17 protein-coding genes are annotated in these 20553 nt (G+C 43.1%); 6 read left to right on the top strand and 11 right to left on the bottom strand.

Features of this window, described 5'->3' with window-relative positions; genetic code table 11:
* Positions 1–133 precede the first annotated feature (133 nt).
* The gene (locus tag G460_RS0120360) at positions 134–2707 is read right to left on the bottom strand and encodes an alkaline phosphatase D family protein (protein ID WP_026957063.1); all 2574 of its coding nucleotides are present in this window, start codon (positions 2705–2707) and stop codon (positions 134–136) included.
* 117 nt (positions 2708–2824) lie between these two features.
* Between G460_RS0120360 and G460_RS0120355 the strand changes: the two genes are divergently transcribed.
* A complete protein-coding gene (locus G460_RS0120355; protein WP_026957062.1) occupies positions 2825–3736 on the top strand; it encodes a DMT family transporter in 912 nt (303 codons plus the stop codon).
* A 67-nt stretch (positions 3737–3803) separates the two neighbouring features.
* Entirely contained in the window at positions 3804–4727 is a 924-nt protein-coding gene (locus G460_RS0120350; RefSeq protein WP_026957061.1) for a cation diffusion facilitator family transporter, read from the top strand.
* Positions 4728–4734: 7 nt separating this feature from the next.
* On the opposite strand, the gene G460_RS0120345 is transcribed toward G460_RS0120350, so the two are convergent.
* A complete protein-coding gene (locus G460_RS0120345) occupies positions 4735–5886 on the bottom strand; it encodes a hypothetical protein (protein WP_026957060.1) in 1152 nt (383 codons plus the stop codon).
* A gap of 80 nt (positions 5887–5966) precedes the next feature.
* Entirely contained in the window at positions 5967–6563 is a 597-nt protein-coding gene (locus G460_RS0120340; protein ID WP_035464828.1) for a uracil-DNA glycosylase family protein, read from the bottom strand.
* 28 nt (positions 6564–6591) lie between these two features.
* On the opposite strand from G460_RS0120340, the gene G460_RS0120335 reads away from it, so the two are divergent.
* From G460_RS0120335 to G460_RS0120325, 3 genes are all read left to right on the top strand, one after another.
* Positions 6592–7278 (top strand): DUF2490 domain-containing protein, encoded by a 687-nt coding sequence (locus tag G460_RS0120335; RefSeq protein ID WP_026957058.1) that lies wholly within the window; start codon positions 6592–6594, stop codon positions 7276–7278.
* 181 nt (positions 7279–7459) lie between these two features.
* Entirely contained in the window at positions 7460–8050 is a 591-nt protein-coding gene (locus G460_RS0120330) for a DUF4136 domain-containing protein (protein ID WP_026957057.1), read from the top strand.
* 184 nt (positions 8051–8234) lie between these two features.
* Positions 8235–9083: an OmpA family protein gene (locus G460_RS0120325; protein WP_026957056.1), complete on the top strand. Its 849-nt coding sequence runs from the start codon at positions 8235–8237 to the stop codon at positions 9081–9083.
* Positions 9084–9188: 105 nt separating this feature from the next.
* Here the strand turns inward: G460_RS0120325 and G460_RS0120320 are convergent, their stop codons facing one another.
* The 8 genes from G460_RS0120320 to mtaB all read right to left on the bottom strand — a co-directional run bounded on the left by G460_RS0120320 (position 9189) and on the right by mtaB (position 18022).
* Positions 9189–11843, bottom strand: a complete 2655-nt coding sequence (locus tag G460_RS0120320; protein WP_026957055.1) for a DUF7133 domain-containing protein — start codon at positions 11841–11843, stop codon at positions 9189–9191.
* Positions 11844–12006: 163 nt separating this feature from the next.
* Positions 12007–12384 (bottom strand): nuclear transport factor 2 family protein, encoded by a 378-nt coding sequence (locus G460_RS0120315; RefSeq protein WP_035464827.1) that lies wholly within the window; start codon positions 12382–12384, stop codon positions 12007–12009.
* A 17-nt stretch (positions 12385–12401) separates the two neighbouring features.
* Positions 12402–12752: a DUF2200 domain-containing protein gene (locus G460_RS0120310; RefSeq protein WP_026957053.1), complete on the bottom strand. Its 351-nt coding sequence runs from the start codon at positions 12750–12752 to the stop codon at positions 12402–12404.
* Positions 12753–12797: 45 nt separating this feature from the next.
* Positions 12798–13319: a GNAT family N-acetyltransferase gene (locus tag G460_RS0120305; RefSeq protein WP_035464826.1), complete on the bottom strand. Its 522-nt coding sequence runs from the start codon at positions 13317–13319 to the stop codon at positions 12798–12800.
* An 11-nt stretch (positions 13320–13330) separates the two neighbouring features.
* Positions 13331–13660 (bottom strand): DMT family transporter, encoded by a 330-nt coding sequence (locus tag G460_RS0120300; RefSeq protein ID WP_026957051.1) that lies wholly within the window; start codon positions 13658–13660, stop codon positions 13331–13333.
* 228 nt (positions 13661–13888) lie between these two features.
* Positions 13889–14452, bottom strand: a complete 564-nt coding sequence (locus tag G460_RS0120295) for a Crp/Fnr family transcriptional regulator (RefSeq protein ID WP_026957050.1) — start codon at positions 14450–14452, stop codon at positions 13889–13891.
* 103 nt (positions 14453–14555) lie between these two features.
* Complete coding sequence (locus tag G460_RS0120290; RefSeq protein WP_026957049.1) at positions 14556–16571, bottom strand: alpha-amylase family glycosyl hydrolase; 2016 nt, start codon at positions 16569–16571, stop codon at positions 14556–14558.
* Positions 16572–16702: 131 nt separating this feature from the next.
* A complete protein-coding gene (mtaB, locus tag G460_RS0120285) occupies positions 16703–18022 on the bottom strand; it encodes a tRNA (N(6)-L-threonylcarbamoyladenosine(37)-C(2))-methylthiotransferase MtaB (RefSeq protein ID WP_026957048.1) in 1320 nt (439 codons plus the stop codon).
* 233 nt (positions 18023–18255) lie between these two features.
* Between mtaB and G460_RS0120280 the strand changes: the two genes are divergently transcribed.
* Positions 18256–20418 carry a glutamine synthetase III family protein gene (locus G460_RS0120280; protein WP_026957047.1) on the top strand — a complete coding sequence of 721 codons (2163 nt, stop codon included), beginning with the start codon at positions 18256–18258 and terminating at the stop codon, positions 20416–20418.
* The last annotated feature ends 135 nt before the right edge of the window (positions 20419–20553 follow it).

The raw sequence follows: 20553 nt of genomic DNA, 5'->3' as shown, positions 1-20553 counted from the left end.
ATCCAGATTTTAAAGCAACTATGTTGCATTTAAAAAAGTTCAGGTAAAAAAGTAAATCATAAAAAAAGCTATCCCTTTTGCCACTTTTGAATACAAATGGAAAAGAGATAGCTTCTTTTGAAGAGGTGAAAATTTAGACTGCTTTCACACCGTTCTTTTCTATAAGCACTCCGGTCTCGTGATCTTCGACGATCAGGGTGAAAGAATCATCAGAGAAAACCTTGGGACGAAACCCTGACGCAGGAATCCGTCTTTTATACTCCAATTCCTCAGTCGTTTCATTGATCACAGTGAGCAAAGGAAGATGTCCATTAGGAACCTTGATCTCGGGTAAATACCCCAGCGCCTTGCGTCCATAGCCCTCATCTACGGTGACTGTCAGCGGCCAGTCCGCATATTGCCCTTCTGGATTTTCTACAGGATCGACATAGCGTGGCCAGCATTCGATCTTCATACTTTGCTGCTCCTTGTCAAAAGTGACTATACCATAGCCTGTAGCCCTATCATACACCCTGGCCGGCTCCATACCGGTCAAGTGTGGATTGCCGATAGCATGGACGGTCATTTTATTCCCAAAACCATCCTCAAAATCTCCTGTGTAAGCAGGCTTCCCAGGAATGTGCTCATGCGCTGCATGTACGTCTGGCCACCATCTTCGAGGCCAGATATTATTAAGAGCAGGACCTGCAAATGCGAAACCTGAATCCCGGTATTCCTCCACACCGTACTGAACTGTACTCGCCAGATGCTGGTCTCCTGCGATATGTAGCGCATGGCTTTTTCTGATGATTTTGACTGCCTCGTCACGACCTTTTTGAGGCCATCCATTGGAATCCATATCTACAGTAGGCGCATCCCCCTTGATGTATTCACCTTTCTCAGGGATTTTTAGACTCGGCACCACAGAGTCAGTCATACTTCCGACAGGCAGAGTCGCGACGGTACAGAAATTAGTCTGGGACAAAACTGCCTTCATTTGAGTAGATGGAGACCAGTTTTCCACCCATGATTCCAAAAATTTCAATTGTCTATCACCCAGCAGCACTGCGTCCACATCCCTATGCTTCTTGATATCAAAATCCGGATTTTGAACGAATCCATTTTGGATCTCAGCTTGGGGCGGAAGTACATTTTTAGGTGCTGATTTGAACTTGCGATCTTCCAGAATCGCAAAACTCACTCCTCCATATTCCCAATCGGTGAAATAAACCTGAATATTTTGCTTCACCGGTTTCGGATCAAAAGGGTCCGGCAAATGACTCGTTTGAGTCTCCTGGACCATGTTGACCCACTCCCCTGGCATCTTAAATCCTCCTTGATCTTGGGCTATCGCACCCCAGCCTTTGTCCGTTGGGGCTACTTTTCCTCCTTCACCCCATACATTGCCATGGTATACATCATGATCATCAGGAATGAAAGCGGATGGAATAGTTCTGAAAATCTCCCGATAAGACCACCCAAACATGTACCATTTCCTCAAATAATCCAGACTTGACTTATCAAATGGACCTGTCTGAATGCCAAAGCCTCCGGTGGATTCATAAAATTGATCTCCCAGAAATAGCGCCATATCGGGCTGATGCTTCATCACGTGAGTAGGCACCTCCTGATCTGGAAAGCCAAAATCTGCATTGCAACTAAAAACGGCTGTTTTCAATGGCTCCATGACACCAGGTTCTTGGGCGATTTCGCCGTAGTAATAGAAATCCTGATCCCCGCTCTTCAAAGGAATTTTCACGCCAACCCGATAGGGGACTTTTCCCTTATTCCAATTCTCAATTCGGAACTTGGCGGTACGCGCCATAGCTTGGATTTCCGACTGTGCGATCTGCGTCCAAGTATTCTGTTCTTGGATTTCAAGGGTAACATGCAAGTCAGCGATCTGTTCTACAGGTGCCAACTGGGCAGTGAGCTTGAGTGTATTCTGGTGCAAGGTATAATGAGCAAAGCAAATCGGCCCAAGGAACTGCTGCGGTTGAAACTCCAACTTTTCTCCCTCAAAAAACCAATCCGAAAAAGAAGCCATAGGACTGACTGCGGATTCCAATTCTTTAGGACAATCAGCAAGAATGCTGAGATTTCCGACGACTTTTTCGGGAGATATAGTTTCTAATTTTAGACTTACAGCACGACCCGATTGCTGACTCGCGGTGATACTGATCGCATAGGTCTCACCCTGAATGTCCCCTCTGCAATGAAGCAAAATCTCCTCTTCCAAACTCAAGCTACCAGATGAGCTTTTCCCCTCTCCCACCAAATGTCCAGCGCCATTGATACCGATATCTATTCCTTTCCCAAAAACTGCTGCCGAGCGATAATCCTCAAAATGACCTTTGGCTCCTACTCGAAAGCCCACAAAAGCATCGGCGTTACCTTTCAACTCATCATTTAGCCACTTTACTCTGACGGATTGCTTGAAGCCAACTTGCTTCTTGCCCAACTGATGCGTGAGAATGTGCAAACTGCGATTGGGACCACTCAGATTGCAGACTGCTCTGCCAGATTTTATCTCCCAATCTTGAAGACGGTTACCCCAATACTCCGGTCCTATCCACTTCATGTCCGGCCAATTTTCCCAGTTACTTTTATAGGAGTCGGCCAGTTCCCCATTCTTGGGCAGCAAAGCTGAAAAAGCCTGGGTCGGGAATGCAACTACACTTCCCAAGGTAGAAAGTGCCAAAGTTTTGACTGCGGATCGTCTCTTCATTATCTCATTTAATTGAATTTTAAAAATAGGGCAAACAACCTAAATCTTACTAACCTTTAAAATAAACTCTAAAAATTAATGGAACATCCTCTATTTTCGGGGAATTTTTCGTCAAAAATGAAAGGAAACCAATCGCATACAGGAATTTTTCTCGCATTAGCAGCGGCTATCTTTTGGGGCATTTCTGGCAATTGTGCCCAATTTCTTTTTGAGCAGAAAGGAATTGATCCGGAATGGCTGGTCTGTTGGCGCTTGATGTTGGCGGGGTTTCTTTTGGTACTATTTGATGGATACCAAACAGGAAAAGAAACTTTTTCCATTTGGAAAAGCCCCAAATCAATCATTCAGCTCACGCTATTCAGCATTCTCGGCATGCTGGCCGTGCAGTATTCCTACTTTATTGCAATTCGCCACTCCAATGCAGCTACGGCTACCATTCTTCAGTACATCGGGCCGGTATTTGTCGTTGGATTTTACGCACTCAAGTTTAGAAAATGGCCTGTGCTATCAGAGTTTGCATCTATGATTTTGGCTGTTTCAGGCACCTTTCTGCTGGTAACGCATGGGAGTTTTGATGAATTGGTCATCTCTCAGCAAGCATTTTTCTGGGGAATTTTCTCTGCTTTATCCTTGGCTTTTTATACCATCTATCCCGTACAAATGCTTCAAAAGCACTCCGCTGCCAGTATCAGTGGATGGGGAATGCTGCTGGGAGGAGCTATCCTTTCCATCTACTTACAGCCTTGGGAAATTCACGGCATTTGGGATCTCGAAGCCGTAGCGGCTTTCGCCTACATCATCCTTTTCGGGAGTCTGTTAGCCTTTTACTTTTTTCTCACAGCAGTACCCAAGATCGGTGCCCAGACAGCCTCACTGCTCTGTAGTGTCGAGCCACTTTCGGCAGCCATCATGGCCGTGATATGGTTGGGAGTCAGCTTTAGCGCTATCGATTGGATAGGCACCAGCATGATCCTATCGACGATCGCACTGTTGACTTTGGGTACCAAAATAAAAAACCTTACAATTTGATTTTCATTCATTTCTGCAATTCCCTTGCAGGCCTCTTTTTTCTATTTTTGAAGATCAATGAAAGCCTATGGCCCATTCCCATCATCACCATGACCATACGCATGGTAGCAGCAATCTGAAACTTGCATTTTTCCTCAATCTTGGTTTTACCATTCTGGAATTGATTGGAGGGTTTTATGTCAATTCGGTTGCGATCCTTTCTGATGCTATCCATGATCTGGGAGACTCCCTATCTCTGGGACTAGCCTGGATATTGGATAAGAAATCAAAACAGAAGGCCAATGACAATTTTTCCTTTGGCTATGGTCGCTTCTCCTTACTTGGCGCTCTGATCAACGGCCTCGTGCTGATCGTCGGATCTGTTTTTGTAGTGAGAGAAGCTATCCAAAGATTGCTAGAGCCTGAGCCCAGTGATGCTACAGGAATGATTCTGTTTGCCATCGTGGGAGTAGCAGTCAATGGCTATGCTGCATGGAAGGTCAGCCATGGCGCTTCCCAAAATGAAAAAGTGATCAGTTGGCACCTGATAGAAGATGTCCTGGGATGGGTGGCTGTACTGATTGCAGGTGTACTATTGTACTTCTTTGATATCCCATGGATAGACCCTGTCCTCTCGCTTGCTATAGCTGTATTCATCCTTTGGAATGTCTTCCGAAATCTGAAAGACACATTATATATTTTCCTGCAGGCTGTTCCGGCGGATATCTCTTTGGAAAAAATAAAATCTGACATCCTATCCCAACCCAAGGTGGATTCCCTGCATCATGTACACATTTGGTCGTTGGAGGGAGCCAACCATGTATTCACTGCCCATATTCGACTCAAGGAAATCCATGATCTCGCTGAGCTCACCGCCACCAAATCGACTGTGCAAAAAATTCTAAAAAGCTATCCTCTAGGACACTTCACTATAGAATGGGAATTGCCCACGGAAGAATGTGCACTGAAAGATCTGGAACACCAGCATTCCGAGCACACCCATAGTCATTGAGTTTGCGCTAGTTCTCCAATGTCAATTTGTAAAGGACGATTCCATCATCTTCTGTCTCTGATAGATTTGGATTTTTGGAGACGACTATCTCATTGCTAGCATTGACTACACGTGGAACCCGGATATTCTCAGGAAATGGAATACCACTGGCTAGTTGCTTGAATTCCCGATCAAAAACTGCCGCAAAGTAGGGATTCATCTGCTCGATCTGCATAAAGAACTCCCTCTCCTTGCCCTCTTCCCGTTGCGGCATTCGGATCTCCTCTATTCCCTTTTTATACACTGCCAAATAATAATCCTCTAGGATCAAAACATCCTCAATCACTCCGGGGCTATGTTTTTGATTTCTTATAAAAAATTCCCCAGGGTCCTCTGTATCCAAGGGCTCATAGTGTACAAAGTCGGGATCTTCTAAGACTATCCTCGTTTCATAGACTAGGCGACCAGCATCTTTTCTGTAAACATACAACCGATTCCCAATCCAAGGACTAAAAACCACATGCGTATCGGAAACAGAGTAAACTGGAAACACCATCCCATGTACTTTTCCATCCAGTAATTCAGATTCATCAGGGATTTTCATAGCACTCAGTGTATCTCCTGTTGCCAGATTTTGCCCCTGCAGCACAGGCATGTGATACACAGCTTCAAAAAAAGAACTCCCATCTTTTCGTTTGTCAAGAATGGATTCTGAAATCAAATTAGGATAATACACATAGTCCCCATATTCAAAAACACCCAATTTTGGATAATTCAGGTATGGGATAAATGGGTGGTGAAAAGGGATCTCTCCTACTTTCTTCGAGTCCTTAAATTTCAAGTATCCTTTTGTTTCGGACAGGACTGTGACAGCCCCTTGGAAATAGCCCATACCCAATACGTATCCGACTGCATCGACTCCGTCGCTAGTAAACTGATCCTGATGTACCAAAGTCCCTTTGCCATCCACCTCTAGATAGCTTGATCCCTCCCTGTAATCTCTCAAAAGATAGCGGTCAGACCCAGGCTCGTAATCCTTGAGTTCATAATCTCCCAAGAAATCAACAACAATTGAATCTTTCAGTACAATAGAAAAGTTTTGAACCTCTCCATTCTCAGTCTCCTTTTCTTGGCATGAGATCAACACCAAAAATGCCATACTTCGATAAATCCACTTCATATTTTCTTTTAAAAAACTTGAATAGGAAAATAGGGAATTCCTGCGATGGAACCGTTCTGTTTAACCAAATTTGACGCTACTCATCCGTTATCTAGGAGAGCTTGTACCCTATCTCTCAAAACAGGGATCACTTCCTCTTCAAACCAAGGGTTTCTTCTCATCCACATCCTATTGCGTGGCGATGGATGGACCAGCGGAAAATACATCGGCAAATAAGCCTGAAAATTGCGAACGGTCTCGGTCAAAGTTTTCATTCTATTTTTGAGATAATAGGCCTGCGCATAGCTTCCTATTAAGAGGACCAGTTTGACCTCAGGCATCTGTCTACGTAGTAAAATATGCCATTGAGGTGCACATTCTTTGCGTGGAGGCAAATCTCCACCTGCTCCCCTTCCCGGATAGCAAAATCCCATCGGCATGATCCCAAATAGCCGAGAATCATAAAAGGTCTCTCTATCCACATCTAGCCAGCGTCTGAGCTGGTCTCCGCTGGGATCGTTCCATGGGATTCCTGTAGCATGCACTTTGGTCCCTGGGGCCTGCCCTATCACTAAAATTTTACTTTGTGGATGCACCGACACCACCGGCCTTGGGCCTAATGGAAGCGAAGATTCGCAGATAGTACAAGCCCTAACTTGCTGCAAAAGTGGGGATAAGAGATTCAAATCATTCGTCATCTTCCTAATTCTATCTTATCTTAAACCTATGAAGAAAATCTTACTTTCTCTTTGTATCTGGCTAGTAGCCATAGCTAGCCAAGCCCAAGATAATCCAGACTTAGGTTCTTGGTATATGTACTTTGGTAACTTCCGATGGAAAGAAAGCCCCTGGGCCATCCATGGCGAAGTGCAATACCGAAATCACAACATCCTAGGTGATCTCGAGCAGCTACTACTCAGAACAGGCCTCCAGTATAACCTACAGGACGGTTCGGCTAGCTTTACACTTGGATATGGCAACATCACCAGCCAGCCTGCTGGAGATTCTGATCTTTCTATAGGTGAAAGCCGAATCTATCAAGAAGCTATTCTCCGTCAAAAAGTCTATCGGGTAGGATTGATGCATCGATTCCGATACGAGCAGCGATGGGTAGACTCCAGTCCCTTCCGAACTCGCTTTCGATATGCGATTTTTGTCAATGTACCGCTGAACTCTAAGGAATTGAATGAGAAAGGTAGCTGGTACATCCAGGTTTATGATGAAATATTCATCAACGGAGAGACTCTGGATGGACTGGTAGAATATTTCGATAGAAACAGGATTTATCTGGGACTGGGGAGAAGAATAAACCCCAAATTGGCCTTGCAGGTGGGTTTCATGGAGCAAAAAACAAATCGAATCAGTAAAAATCAGTTGCAGTTTTCGGTCTTCCATCAATTGTACAATCGCTGATTTGATGCAATTCTGAAAAAAACACAATGATTTGCTAATCCAATCACTATTTTTTCTTCGTACTTTTTAATAAATTATATCCACACTTTATTGAATTTCAACTATTTGAAACATTCGATTAGGATACGAGTTGATTATGAGTCTTTCTATTTTCATAAAAAAAATCCAAAATCAGCCAGCCATGAAAACCCCATTCTATCTCTTATTCATCCTTCTATTGGCTGTGACAGGTTGCTTTTCGCAAAAAGATTATGTCACAGAGTATGATTACAATTATCAGGGATCTTTCAAAAGATACAAGACTTTTGCTTTTGTAGAACCCACCATTCCGGACACCACACTTTTGACTCCGGTATTGACTGCTACGATCGGCGCCCGCTTGGGCTCTCAGGGCTTCAGGGAGAAAACTGAGAAGCCGGATCTCCTCGTCAGCTACAAAATATTCACCGACTCCATCCGCTACAGGGGCTACGTTCAGCCAGAGTTTGATTATTGGCTCAAACGAACCGGAGCCCAAGTAATCGAAGTAGATGAGGAGGAGGAAAGGGAAAAAGAATTGGAAAAAGATGAAACCTACAACTCTGTCAAGTACAAAGAAAATAGCGGAATGTTGGTGATCTATGTGATTGACTCCAAAAGAGGCAATACGATCTGGCAAGGCTACACAGCCGCCAACTTCGATTTTGATTCTCCCAATTTCCAATCAGACATCACCCGAGCGGCCTACCGCGTCATGAATGAGTTCAAAGTGGTAAACAGGTACATGGAATAAGACAGTTTGTGGAGATTGTCCACAGATTCTATCAGCAAAAGCCTCACATTGATGTGGGGCTTTTTTCGTTAAAAAAGAATCAAAATACTGTTTTTCAACACGTTACAATCACGCCAGTCGATATTCGTTCAGATTTGGCAATTCATTTGGATCAAGGATATCACACCTAGAAAAACAAAACATTATGAAAAATTCTTTGATCGTAACAGGAATCATCAGTGCATCTGTTCTTGTTTCCTGCGTCTCTAAAAAGAAATATACCGAATTGGAAAGCAATCTTTTTAGAACTCAAACCGAACTGGCCACCACCAATCAAGAAAAAGCTGAACTAGAAGAAAAGATGGCGGCTATCGAAGCTCGTGTAGCTGAGTACAATGCACGAATCAATTCACTTCGTGATACCAATGATGCCTTGAACGAAACCAACAGCTCGCTTTACTCTATTCAGGAAGGAACGGTGATTTCCAAAAACTCCAAAGCTAAAATGAATGAGACTTTGGCTAAAGTGGATCCCGACAAACTTGCTCAAGCGAGAACTTTGGAAGACTCTGTAAACCTAGCAGTAGAGTATAACCTTAAGCAAAATATCACTGAATCAACCATCGATGGTGAGGAAGATGACGTTCAAATCGACATTGACCAGACGGTAGTGATGATTTCAGTTTCTGATAAATTGCTTTTCAACACAGGTTCATACAGAATCAACAGCAAAGCAGAGCCTCTATTGAAAAAACTATCAGAAGTCATTAATTCAGAACCTAGTCTTCAGGTAATGATCGAGGGACACACTGATCCTCGTACCATTCAAACAGCCGTTTTGCAGGATAATTGGGACCTGTCAGTCAAAAGAGCTACATCAATCGTGAGAACGCTTCAGAATGACTTCGGAGTAGCGCCAGAGAAAATGATTGCTGCTGGTAGAGCTTCTTACATGCCGATCGTCACCAATGACACTCCTGAAAACATGGCCATCAACAGAAGGACAAGAATTGTCTTGATTCCAGATTTGGACATGTTCTTTGCGATGCTTTAATATTTCAAACTACCACACAACCATAAAACAGAAAAAGCAAGCCTGATTCGGGCTTGCTTTTTTTATTGCTAATCACTCAACTAATGATTTGCTAAAATCTAAGACTTATTTCTGTTGCTGAAGATAAGTCACCAAGGACGCCAGTTCCTCGAATGAAAGAGAGTTTGCAAGGCCTGGAGGCATCATTGAGTTTTCCAGTTCTTTCCGCTCTTTGATGTTGGTTTTAGTCAATTTAGTTGCATTTCCAGTGATATCCTGTAGCACGATTTCATTGGCATTTTCACCGGTCACGAAACCCATGTAGAATTTACCATCCTTGGTTTCAACCTGAACTGTAGAGAAACCTTGGGAAATAGAAGCATTAGGCTTCATGATGGATTCAGTGATTTGCTGTCGGTTCATGATAGATCCGATCTGGCCCATAAATGGTCCTTTGAGAGGCTGACCTTTTTCGATGCTATGACATGCGATACATCCTTGGCTATTAAACAATGTTTTACCCAAAGCAGGATCGCCTTTCAATTCATCCACTGCCAAAATCACATCCTCAATAGAGCTTTCGCCTACTTGACCTTTTTTGTTTTTGATTTTCTCAAGATCAATCGTAGTCTCATTTACAGCCAACTCCATGGAAACATTTCCAAATTCGGCGATTTCCATTCTGTTTTTTTCATTGAGATCTGCAAAATATTGCTTGCCTTGATTGTCTTCCAAAATAGCATATTCAGCTGTCAAAAATTCTTTGATTTTTGGAGAAGCTTCCCAGTCGATTCCTTTGTAGTAAGGTCCATGCGTGTCAGGGCGAGTACCCCACCACCAATCGCCTTTGTAAGGAGCTTCTTTTTTGTAAAGTCTTGAAATTGTTCCGAGGATTTCGGCTCTCAAAGCTTTATCATCCGTGTCTTGATACGCAGCGATCAAGCCATCGACAGCTTTGGGGTCATGCATGTATTTCAATGCCCAAAGAGCGATTTTAGACTCATCCGATCCGATTGCCTCCACCGCTGCATCCACTGCTCCGATCTGTACCAAAGACTGAACAGCTATGTGAGGAAGAATGATTGCTGAATTTGGAGTGGCATGTGGACCTTCGGTTCCTTTTTCTGGTTCTACAAATGAACTAGGCACCGCCACACTTAAAAGCGTCTCAGCAGCATCTGGGTTTCCGATTCTCCCCAAAGCCACAATAGCAGCTGATTTCACACGATCATTTGGATCAGTGACTCCCTCCTCAAAAGGATCAATGGATAGCCCATCCAGACAGGTCTTCCGGTCAGTCAGTGCACGAAGGGCAAATTCACGGATTTTATCTTCCTCAGCCAGCTTGAGGAGCTCGCTTTGCCCATCCTGGCAAGTAGCCTGAGCATAAGTATAGATGGCTGCCACTCTGTTTTCCAATGGCAAAGTCTGATCTTGTGCGATCGCCAAAGCTGCATCTCCAGCTTCAGCAGGGAATCTTGCCAATAATTCTTGCTGCGCTGCCAGTCTCGATACGGAGTTAGAAGCTTTCAACTGTCCAGCCAACTCTTCCAAGCTAGCAGATCCAAAATCAATTGCCGGCTCATAGACAAAACCTTTTGGCTCGACTTTGACTACATATCCTTTTTCAGGGGAACCTTTATATCCTGCTCCATCCCAAGCAGCAAGGTACATTCTGCCACTAGCATCCAGATCAATATCAGTGATTTGAGGGATTTTGATAAACTCCTCCATGGATTGCGTAAATCCAGGCCCGTCCATAGTCACACGGTGAATATAAAGCTGGCTCTTACCCCAGTCGGCCATCATTGGCGTGTGGTTGTATTTCTCTGGCCATCTGCTGTCATCCATAAAGTAGCTACCTGTGCCAGATCCACCTCCCACGTCGATCAATGCAGGGATAGTCTCATTGGTGAAATGCTTAAAATAATTCGGATAGCCATATTCTCCAGACTGCGTGTAGTGGATGAATCTCACGTTCCAGCCACCACCATCATTGGTATTGCCTCGTGTGTAGATGTTCATGAAAGGGTCAATCGCCACATCGTAGATATTTCTGGTTCCGTGCGCGTAGATTTCCATCCCAGTGCCATCTGGCCGAACTCGGACAATCCCTCCACCCAGCATGGTCATTTTTTTGCCGGTACGGTCTTCTGCCTCATGAAATCCAAAGTCACCCACGGCGATATAAATCCAACCATCGATTCCCATTCTGATACCATTGGTAGCATGATCGGTACCACGGGAAGTCAATGGCTCGAGAGAGCATATATTTTTGATCAAAGGCTTGGAAGGACCATCAGCCACTCCATCTTGATCTTTATCTTCAAAAACTACCAAGTCCATTCCTGAAGCGATGCCTGTTTCGGGATTGAAGACAGTATGCAGAACAAAAACCTGATCTCTCATGGCAATGATCCCACGAGGATTGTCCGCCATGGCAAAAGTAGTATGAGCATCTAACTGACCGTCATTGTCAGAATCCACAAGCTTGACGATAGAGCCTTTACCTGGCTCTTTGCCCAAGGAACCGATCATATCGACTCCTACGAATACTTCTCCATTAGCCGAAACTGCCAAAGCCGCTGGGCTTGGGACGAGATCTGGGCCTGCTAGTTCGGTGAAAACTAAGTCTGTACTGTCGGTGGTTGAGCTGATTCCTGAATTGAAATAGGCTTTCAATTCATCCAAATCAGCAGTTTTAGGTTTGTTGTTTCCCGTACAGCCAAAAGCAAGCAAAGCCGCTCCTGCCAGTAAGGATTTAGGTTTGATTTGAAACATCGAAACAGAAAAGAATTTGAATAATAGATTGAACTGTAGAACAGCAAATATATTGGAATCCTAGGGCAAGAGGCTAATTTTTATGGATTGCTTTGCCTTTATGGTCAAAAAACTGGATAAATGGAAGATGTGACAGAATAAAGCTATAGTCCGGAAAACCCTTTTACTTGATCTGTTGCACAAATGAAAAGATAGAGGCTATCAATTCTGATTTGGCACTTTTGAACACATAAAAATCTGCAAATGAGAAAACAGAGCCATCGGAAAGTGTCATTCGACCCCTTACTGCCGCTTCTTTGCCGTGTGTCAGGACTTGTGAAATATGCAGTTCTTTAGTGGGGTTTTGCTTCATCCCATTTAATGCTTCCAAAAAAGCGGCTTTTCCCGTTATGGGTTCATCCCCCTCAAGCTGCCAGGATACCTTCTCGTCTAGAAAAGGCTCAATTTTTTCCAAATCATAGGCTGCAAATGCCTCTGTCAACTTAGAAACCAAGATTCTTTTGGGAGAATTTCCGCAATCTTTGGGGAGATAGACTTTCATACTGATCGAATAAAAACTTATTGCCGAAGGATTTTCTCCATCTTTTTGCCTTTGGCAAGCTCATCGATCAATTTGTCCAGATAGCGGATTTTCTGCATCAATTGATGCTCGATGTCCTCCACTCTATAGCCGCAAATAACTCCGGTGATTTTGGTGACGTTGGGATTGAGCTGAGGTGCTTCATCAAAAAAAGTCTGGAAATCTGTCCTCTCATCCAAAATTCTGGTCAAATCACTAGCCGAATAACCGGTCAGCCAAAAGATGATTTCATCGACTTCGGCCTTGGTTCTTCCTTTTTTCTCCGCTTTGGTGATGTAGTGGGGATAAACGCCGGCAAAGGCCATTTTGTAGATTCGGTGATTTTCCATGGGGTGAATTTTGCTCTAAGTTACTAATTTACTATGGTTAGCTTATTACTCGTTCAAATCCAGCTTCATCATCAAATCAACTTGCTTATCATCTCCCAGCATGAAAATATGCTGATCAAACTGCACAAAACCATTTTTCTCATAAAAGCGAATAGCTCGGGAATTATGCTCCCAGACTCCTAGCCAAACATAGCGCATGTGCTTTGCTTTCGCCAACTCCAATGCTTTCTCATAGAGTAATTGTCCCACTTTTTTACCGTGAAATTCGCTCAAGACATAAATCCTCTCAATTTCCAAAGAATTTTCATACTTCATTTCTGTCTGAGAACTACCGACATTTACTTTCAAATACCCGATGACTCTCCCTTCCGCTTCAGCAAAGTAAATTTCAGCATTCGGATCGTACAGTTCAGTAGTCAATTTTTCCCTTGAAAACCCATTCTCCAAATACTCCCTCATATTTTCTTCGCTATTCTCTGATGCGAAAGTTTCAGCAAATGTGAGTCTTCCTATTTTCTGCAGTTCGTCTAGATCTTCAACGGAAGTCAACCTAAGAGTTATATTCATTTTAATCTTGTTTAATGAGCTGAAACTGCTTTAAGTCCGATGATAGAGCCAATCAGAGTGGCGAGAAATAAGATTCTCAAGAAAGTGGCGGGCTCTTTGAAAACAAAAATCCCCACGAGTACCGTCCCGACTGCCCCTATTCCAGTCCACACGGCATAGGCTGTTCCGATGGGTAAAGTTTGAGTGGCTTTGACCAAAAGTCCCATACTCACGCCAAGAGTCACTAAAAACCCAACATACCAAAGGTACATTTCATTTCCTGTTGCTGATTTTGCCTTTCCCAGACAAAATGCAAAAGCTACCTCAAACAAACCTGCGATGACTAATAGTATCCAATTCATGATTTTTAGATTTTGGACAAAGTTCCGTCTCAGGACTGAGGAAAAAATTAACAAATGATAAAAAGGGATCTGATTTTCCTCAATGATGCCAGTAACCTTTTTCTTTTGACAAACAGGCTAGAAGACAGAGGACCGAAGTCGGAAGTTTGCTTGAATTGAACCCCAATGCCTTTTTTAGGCCTTCAAAAAGATCTGCTGACAGGAAAGTGGCTATCCATAAAAAAGAATTTATTTGATACTGGCTCTGATTCGGCTCAGGCTCACCTGTGTGATTCCCAAATAAGAGGCCACTAGCCCCAAAGGCACTCGCTGGATGAGGGTAGGATGTTTTTTCAAAAGCTCCATGTAGCGCTCAGTTGCTGTCCCGAGCTGATTGGATATGAATCTATGTTCTGCCTTGATCAGTTCCTGTTCTGCGAATTTCCTTCCCCAATTAGCGATATCAATATCCTTTTCAAAAAGTGATTGGAGGTCTTTCACACTGATTTTGTACAAGTCACATTCTTCCAGCAATTCGATATTTTCATATCCTGCCTGATTGAGAATATAGCTATTGAGCGAAATGATGGTATCCCCTTCTTCCCCAAATGCAATCGTAACTTCCGCATCATCAAAAGTGGAGAATGCTCGGGCTATTCCTTTCTTGATAAAGAAAACACTCCTTTCTACCTTGTCCGAACGGATAATCAAGTGATTTTTAGGCAATCTGATTTCTTCAAAGCAGTCGATAAATTTCTGCTTGGAGGCATGGTTGATAAGGTATATCTGATCCAGTATTTGATCAATATTCATTTCTCAATAAGTCTAACAAATCGCGCTTTAAGATTCTATTTCAGAAAATCTGCTCCTTTCATGATTTTCTTCCAAAGCTAATTGCTTGAATTTGTTTGTAAGTCTAGTTAGTCTTTTCCAGGACCATCACGACTCGATTAGGGATGTAAAGATGCAGTTCATTCTGCTCATCTGTAGGATAAAGAGTTTCCTTTTCCAACCTTTGAAATCCTCCAAACTCCTGCTCATCAGAGTGAAGGACAACTTGATAATTTCCGCTTTGGCCTACAGGAATCTTGTATCCAAAAAATGACTCTGTCGGATGAAATGAGAAAACGAAAATTAAGCCTGCTCTTTCATAGGCTAGGATTTTTTTATCCGGCTCCAAATAAAGTTGATGCGCATGAGCTGCCATACCTATACTATGTTTTTTGGCAAGTCGGATCATAGCTTTGTCCCAGGCGTCCATTTGACGGTAGCGAAGGTGCTCTGTGTCTACCAAAGACCATTGTCGTCGCGCATGCAGGTAGCTCCAGTCATTGCCCTCTCTGGGAAAATCTACCCACTCCGGATGGCCAAATTCATTTCCTATGAAATTCAGATAGCCCTCTCCTCCTAGCGTCAAGGTAATCATCCGGATCATCTTGTGAAGGGAGATCCCCCGGTCTATGATCATATTTGGCTGCAGGGCAGACATAGAGTGATACATCTCCTGATCCATCAGCCAAAAAGCTAAACTTTTATCCCCTACCAATGCTTGATCATGACTTTCGGCATAAGCAATCGATTTTTCCTTTTCGGGGCGATTGGTCAGCTCGCCCCAAAGCTCAAACATATCCCACTCTTCATCTTGCTTATGCTTGAGTGTTTTGATCCAATAGTCAGGGATACCCATTGCCAGGCGAAAATCAAAACCTAATCCTCCATCTTCTATTAGCCTACAAAGTCCCGGCATTCCGGATACTTCCTCTGCTATTGACATAGCCTCGGGTTTGAGTTGATGGATCAATGTATTGGCTAATTGAAAGTACAAGACTGCATCCGCGTCAACTCCCTCATCAAAGTAAGCCCCTGGCTGATCAAAAGTCCTATGTCCATGATGATGATAGAGCATAGAAGTAGCTCCGTCAAATCGAAATCCATCAAAGTGAAATTCTTCCAACCAATAGCGAATATTGGAAAGTAGAAACTGCTGAACTTCCCACTTGCCATAGTCAAACAATTTGGAGTCCCATCCTTCGTGATAGCCTCTATCACCCGGATGGAAATATTGATGATCACTTCCGTCAAATTCATTTAGCCCCTCATTGATATTCTTCACGGCATGTGAATGGACAATATCCATGATCACAGCTATTCCCATATCGTGGGCTTGATTGATTAGGCTTTTGAGATCCTCCGGGGTACCAAACCGTGATGACGCAGCAAAGAAATTGGATACGTGATAGCCAAATGAACCATAATAAGGATGTTCCATCACAGCCATCAATTGGATGGCATTGTATCCGCCCTTCTTGATCCTAGGCAGGATTTCTTTTTCAAACTCTTTATAAGTCCCGACTCCTTCTTTTTCCAAAGCCATACCCACATGACACTCATAGATCAATGGCATCGCAGAGATAGGTGAGAGATCAAAACCCGCGTCTGTCCAAGCAAATTCTCCGCTGGTAAACCACAACTTCCCTGAAAAATCAAGGGTAGACTCATCCTGAATCACCCGCTGGATATAGGCCGGAATGCGATCTATTGCTTCATTTTTCTCATTGATGACATGCACTTTGACTTTGCTGCCATGGACGAAGGATTCTTTGTATTCCACCTGAGGCAAAAAAATCTCCCAGTCCCCTCTTCTGTTTTTTTTCAAGGGATGGGAATAGCGATCCCACAGATTGAAATCACCCGTCAGGTAAAGTTGCTGTGCCGCAGGGGCCCACTCTCGATAGATCCAGCCTTTGCGAATCGGATCAAAGTGAATCCCATAATACTGATGGAAGTTTGCAAACTCCAGAATACTCCCATATTCTGACTCGATCTGTTGCAGAGATGAGTGAAACCGGTCGATTCTACCTTGAATTTCCTGTTCGAAGCCTTGTAGCCAAGCTTCATCCTGAATCAATTTGGGGGTGGTGTTTTGGCTCACGAAATTGCAATTTACCTGCTGCTGAATATAGGAAAAATTGAGGGCAAAGGAGATGATACTACCTAAGAATTAAAAAAAGGAAATGTAAGCTTCACATTTCCTTTTCCCTATTATGATTTATGGCTGTCTTCTCAATGCTTCTCGTAGACAAATTCCGGCTCTAAGACTTCCACATTCCCCACTTCATTGATTTGATCCAATGTGACCAGTTTGGTCTCATTGATCAGCATGGGGTCGTATTTTGCAGCGACGCGGATGTAGTTTTCAGTGAATCCGTGCATTTTGCCATCTTCCACATCTTCCTCAAAGAGTACAGTGTAGGTTTTACCTAAGTTCTCTTCATAAAATTTCCTCCTTTTCTTTTCAGAAAGAATCCGTAGCATTTTGGATCGCTCATTTCTCTTTTTCATCGGCACGACTCCATCCATTTCCGTAGCCCGTGTATTGGCGCGCTCAGAATAGGTAAATACGTGCAGGTAGGAAATATCAAGATCATTGAGAAAGTTATACGTTTCCAAAAACAACTCATCCGTCTCGCCTGGGAAACCAACAATCACATCTACACCGATGCATGCATGAGGCATCAATGTTTTGATTTTGGAGACACGGTCTTCATATAGCTCTCTCAGGTATCTTCTGCCCATTCGTCTCAAAATAGTATTGGAGCCAGACTGAAGAGGCACGTGAAAATGAGGAACAAAACGATTGGATTGAGCTGCAAAGCTGATGATCTCATTAGTCAACAGATTGGGCTCGATAGAAGAAATTCGAAACCGATCGATACCTTCCACCTCGTCTAGCGCAAAGACCAAGTCCGCAAAACGCTCATTCCTTTTACCATCCACAATTCCAAAATCTCCGATATTGACACCCGTCAGCACTACTTCTTTGACATCAGTTGCTGCGATTTCTCGGGCAGATTCTAAGACTGACTCAATGGTATTGCTTCGGCTTTTGCCTCTGGCTAATGGAATCGTACAAAATGCGCAACCATAATTACAGCCATCCTGTACCTTAAGAAAGGTACGTGTACGATCATTGATCGAATAGGCATTATTGAAGGATTTGACTTCTGTGATTTCGCTAGCAAGTACTTTTGCTTCTTGCTCTTTGGCAAAGTCTCCCAGGAGCTCTATCAGTCTGAATTTCTCAGCAGCTCCCAAGACCGCATCGACTCCCTTGATTTCGGAAATCTCACGTGGCTTAAGCTGTGCATAGCAGCCTATGATCGCCACAAAGGAGTTGGGAGAGATCTTTTTCGCTTCCTTGACGATCTTCTTACACTTCTTATCGGCGTTTTCGGTCACCGAGCAGGTATTGATGATGAAAATGTCGGGATTTTCCTGAAATTCCACTTTCAGAAAGCCCTTTTCCTCAAATTGCCGGCTGATAGTAGATGTTTCTGAGAAATTCAGCTTACATCCCAGTGTATAAAAGGCTACTTTTTTCACAAATTTCCTCCTGTTTATGAGTTTGCAAAGTTAAGCAATCTTCAGTTGTTTTCAATTTTCCAAAAATTCGAGTAAAAACACCTCTTTTTTGGGGTCTTGGGTCCAAAAAGATCATGTTTTTTTAAAAAATGTGTAAAAATTTCAAAAAATCAGCTCAAATTTTGATCAAAAGCTTTTTAGAACAAGTATTTTTCTATTTTTGCTAGGGTAAATTTAAACCGCAAATTGTAGATATGGCAACATTAAGACAACAAGCCTTGGCCATGGTTCAGGCCAGACCTCGAGTGAAAGTCACTCCTCCTTCTTCTAAGATATCGGACTTCTTCGGTACCAATGTCTTTGGCACTAGCCAAATGAAGCAATCTTTGGCTCCTTCTGTCTATAAGAAGGTGATGGAAGCTGTCGATAAGGGTAGCAAAATCGATGTATCCACAGCAGAAGAAGTGGCGTCAGCTGTAAAAACCTGGGCATTGTCCAAAGGTGTAACGCATTATACGCACTGGTTTCAGCCATTGACAGGATCTACTGCAGAGAAGCATGATTCATTCTTCGATGCACATGCAGGTTTAGAAAAATTCAAAGGATCTGCTTTGGTTCAGCAAGAGCCAGATGCATCTTCCTTCCCAAATGGTGGTATCCGTTCTACTTTTGAAGCGAGAGGTTATACTGCTTGGGATCCATCTTCTCCGATTTTCATTTTTGACAATACGCTTTGTATCCCTACCATCTTCGTATCTTATACAGGAGAAGCGTTGGATTACAAAACTCCTTTGTTGAAGTCTCTTGAAGCAGTCAATGAAGCAGCTATTCAGGTTTGCCAACTGTTTGACAGAAACGTAAAAAAAGTATCTCCATCTTTGGGCGTGGAGCAAGAGTACTTTGTGATTGACAAAGCATTGTTTGCAGCGAGACCTGACTTGGTTATGTCCGGACGTACTGTCTTCGGTCACAACCCAGCAAGAGGTCAGCAATTGGAAGATCACTACTTCGGATCTATTCCTACTAGAGTAAAAGACTTCATGGTCGACTTTGAGATCGAAGCTCACAAATTGGGAATTCCAGTATCAACCCGTCACAATGAGGTAGCTCCAGGTCAGTTTGAAGTGGCTCCAGTATTCGAAGAGATCAACAAGGCTGTGGATCACAACCAGTTGCTTATGGATATGATGGACAAAGTAGCTGAAAGACATGGTCTGAAAGTATTGTTCCATGAGAAGCCATTTGCAGCAGTCAATGGATCTGGTAAGCACAACAACTGGTCTTTGATCACTGACACAGGTGTCAACTTGTTTCAGCCAAGCAACTCTGCCAGAGAAAACCTTCAATTCTTGACTTTCTTGGTAGCTACAGTTAAGGCTGTTTATGACAATGCCGATCTACTTAGAGCGAGTATTGCTTCTGCTTCCAATGATTTCCGTCTTGGAGCTAATGAAGCACCTCCAGCGATCATGTCCGTATTCTTGGGTGAAACTTTGACCGGAGTATTGGATGAGTTGGAGAAAAACGGAAACATCAAAATCGAGAAGGGTGACAACATGTACATGAAGCTGGGTATCTCTAAGATCCCAGAAATCATCCTTGATAATACTGATAGAAACAGAACTTCTCCTTTTGCCTTCACAGGTAATAAGTTTGAGTTTAGAGCGGTAGGATCCAGCTCCAACTCTGCAGGTCCTATGTCTATCCTCAATGTGATCGTAGCTGAATCTTTGAGAACGATGTACAAAGACATCGAAAAAGAAATCGAAGCTGGAAAAGAGAAAAAGATCGCTATCGTCAATGTATTGAGAAAGTGCATCAAAGAATCTAAGAAAATCAGATTCGAAGGAGATGGTTACTCTGAAGAGTGGGAAAAAGAAGCTGCAAAAAGAGGCCTTTCCAACTTAAAAGCTACTCCAGAAGCATTGGACGTATTCAGCAAAAAAGCAACGAAAGAGCTTTTCGCAAAACACAATGTGATGAACGAATTGGAAATCCATGCGCGTCATGAAATCCAATTGGAAAACTTCTTGAAAAAAGTACAAATCGAAAGCCGTGTAATGGGTGATTTGGCATTGAACCACGTGATTCCTACTGCCATTTTGTACCAAAACAAAGTGATCCAAAACGCTAACGGTCTTCAGGGTCTAGGTTTGGACAACTCTGCTGCTGTCGAAACAATCAAGCAAGTATCCAAGCACATCGAATCATTGAAAACCAACGTGACTGCAATGATCGATGCCCGTAGAACTCTCAACAAAGAAGAAGATATCGTGAAGAGAGCTAAAGGCTATCAGAAAGAAGTCAAAGAAGCTTACTTTGACAAAATCAGATATGCAGTAGACAAATTGGAACTATTGGTAGACGATGAGTCTTGGCCTTTGGTAAAATATAGAGAAATGCTTTTTATCAGATAATTATCCGGTCTGATTCTAATAGCTAATCATCAAAGCTAGTCGAGAAATCGGCTAGCTTTTTTATTTTTAACAAAGCAAGCAATTCAACGCGAGCCCTACATCCTTCTAAAATCAACTTTCTTGACCAAACTATGG

The organism is Algoriphagus vanfongensis DSM 17529, assembly GCF_000429465.1.
In the GTDB taxonomy this organism is placed as follows: Bacteria; Bacteroidota; Bacteroidia; order Cytophagales; family Cyclobacteriaceae; genus Algoriphagus; species Algoriphagus vanfongensis.
The sequence above is the reverse complement of the archived record's forward strand: the minus strand, read 5'-3'. Positions and strand labels throughout refer to the sequence as shown.

Coding starts and splice junctions, on each gene's coding strand:
- G460_RS0120315 (WP_035464827.1), bottom strand. CDS start 12,384: ATGAAAGTCTATCTCCCCAAAGATTGCGGAAATTCTCCCAAAAGAATC.
- G460_RS0120295 (WP_026957050.1), bottom strand. CDS start 14,452: ATGAATATTGATCAAATACTGGATCAGATATACCTTATCAACCATGCC.
- G460_RS0120345 (WP_026957060.1), bottom strand. CDS start 5,886: ATGAAGTGGATTTATCGAAGTATGGCATTTTTGGTGTTGATCTCATGC.
- G460_RS0120340 (WP_035464828.1), bottom strand. CDS start 6,563: ATGACGAATGATTTGAATCTCTTATCCCCACTTTTGCAGCAAGTTAGG.
- G460_RS0120300 (WP_026957051.1), bottom strand. CDS start 13,660: ATGAATTGGATACTATTAGTCATCGCAGGTTTGTTTGAGGTAGCTTTT.
- G460_RS0120310 (WP_026957053.1), bottom strand. CDS start 12,752: ATGGAAAATCACCGAATCTACAAAATGGCCTTTGCCGGCGTTTATCCC.
- G460_RS0120320 (WP_026957055.1), bottom strand. CDS start 11,843: ATGTTTCAAATCAAACCTAAATCCTTACTGGCAGGAGCGGCTTTGCTT.
- G460_RS0120355 (WP_026957062.1), top strand. CDS start 2,825: ATGAAAGGAAACCAATCGCATACAGGAATTTTTCTCGCATTAGCAGCG.
- G460_RS0120305 (WP_035464826.1), bottom strand. CDS start 13,319: ATGAATATAACTCTTAGGTTGACTTCCGTTGAAGATCTAGACGAACTG.
- G460_RS0120335 (WP_026957058.1), top strand. CDS start 6,592: ATGAAGAAAATCTTACTTTCTCTTTGTATCTGGCTAGTAGCCATAGCT.
- G460_RS0120330 (WP_026957057.1), top strand. CDS start 7,460: ATGAAAACCCCATTCTATCTCTTATTCATCCTTCTATTGGCTGTGACA.
- G460_RS0120280 (WP_026957047.1), top strand. CDS start 18,256: ATGGCAACATTAAGACAACAAGCCTTGGCCATGGTTCAGGCCAGACCT.
- G460_RS0120350 (WP_026957061.1), top strand. CDS start 3,804: ATGGCCCATTCCCATCATCACCATGACCATACGCATGGTAGCAGCAAT.
- G460_RS0120325 (WP_026957056.1), top strand. CDS start 8,235: ATGAAAAATTCTTTGATCGTAACAGGAATCATCAGTGCATCTGTTCTT.
- G460_RS0120360 (WP_026957063.1), bottom strand. CDS start 2,707: ATGAAGAGACGATCCGCAGTCAAAACTTTGGCACTTTCTACCTTGGGA.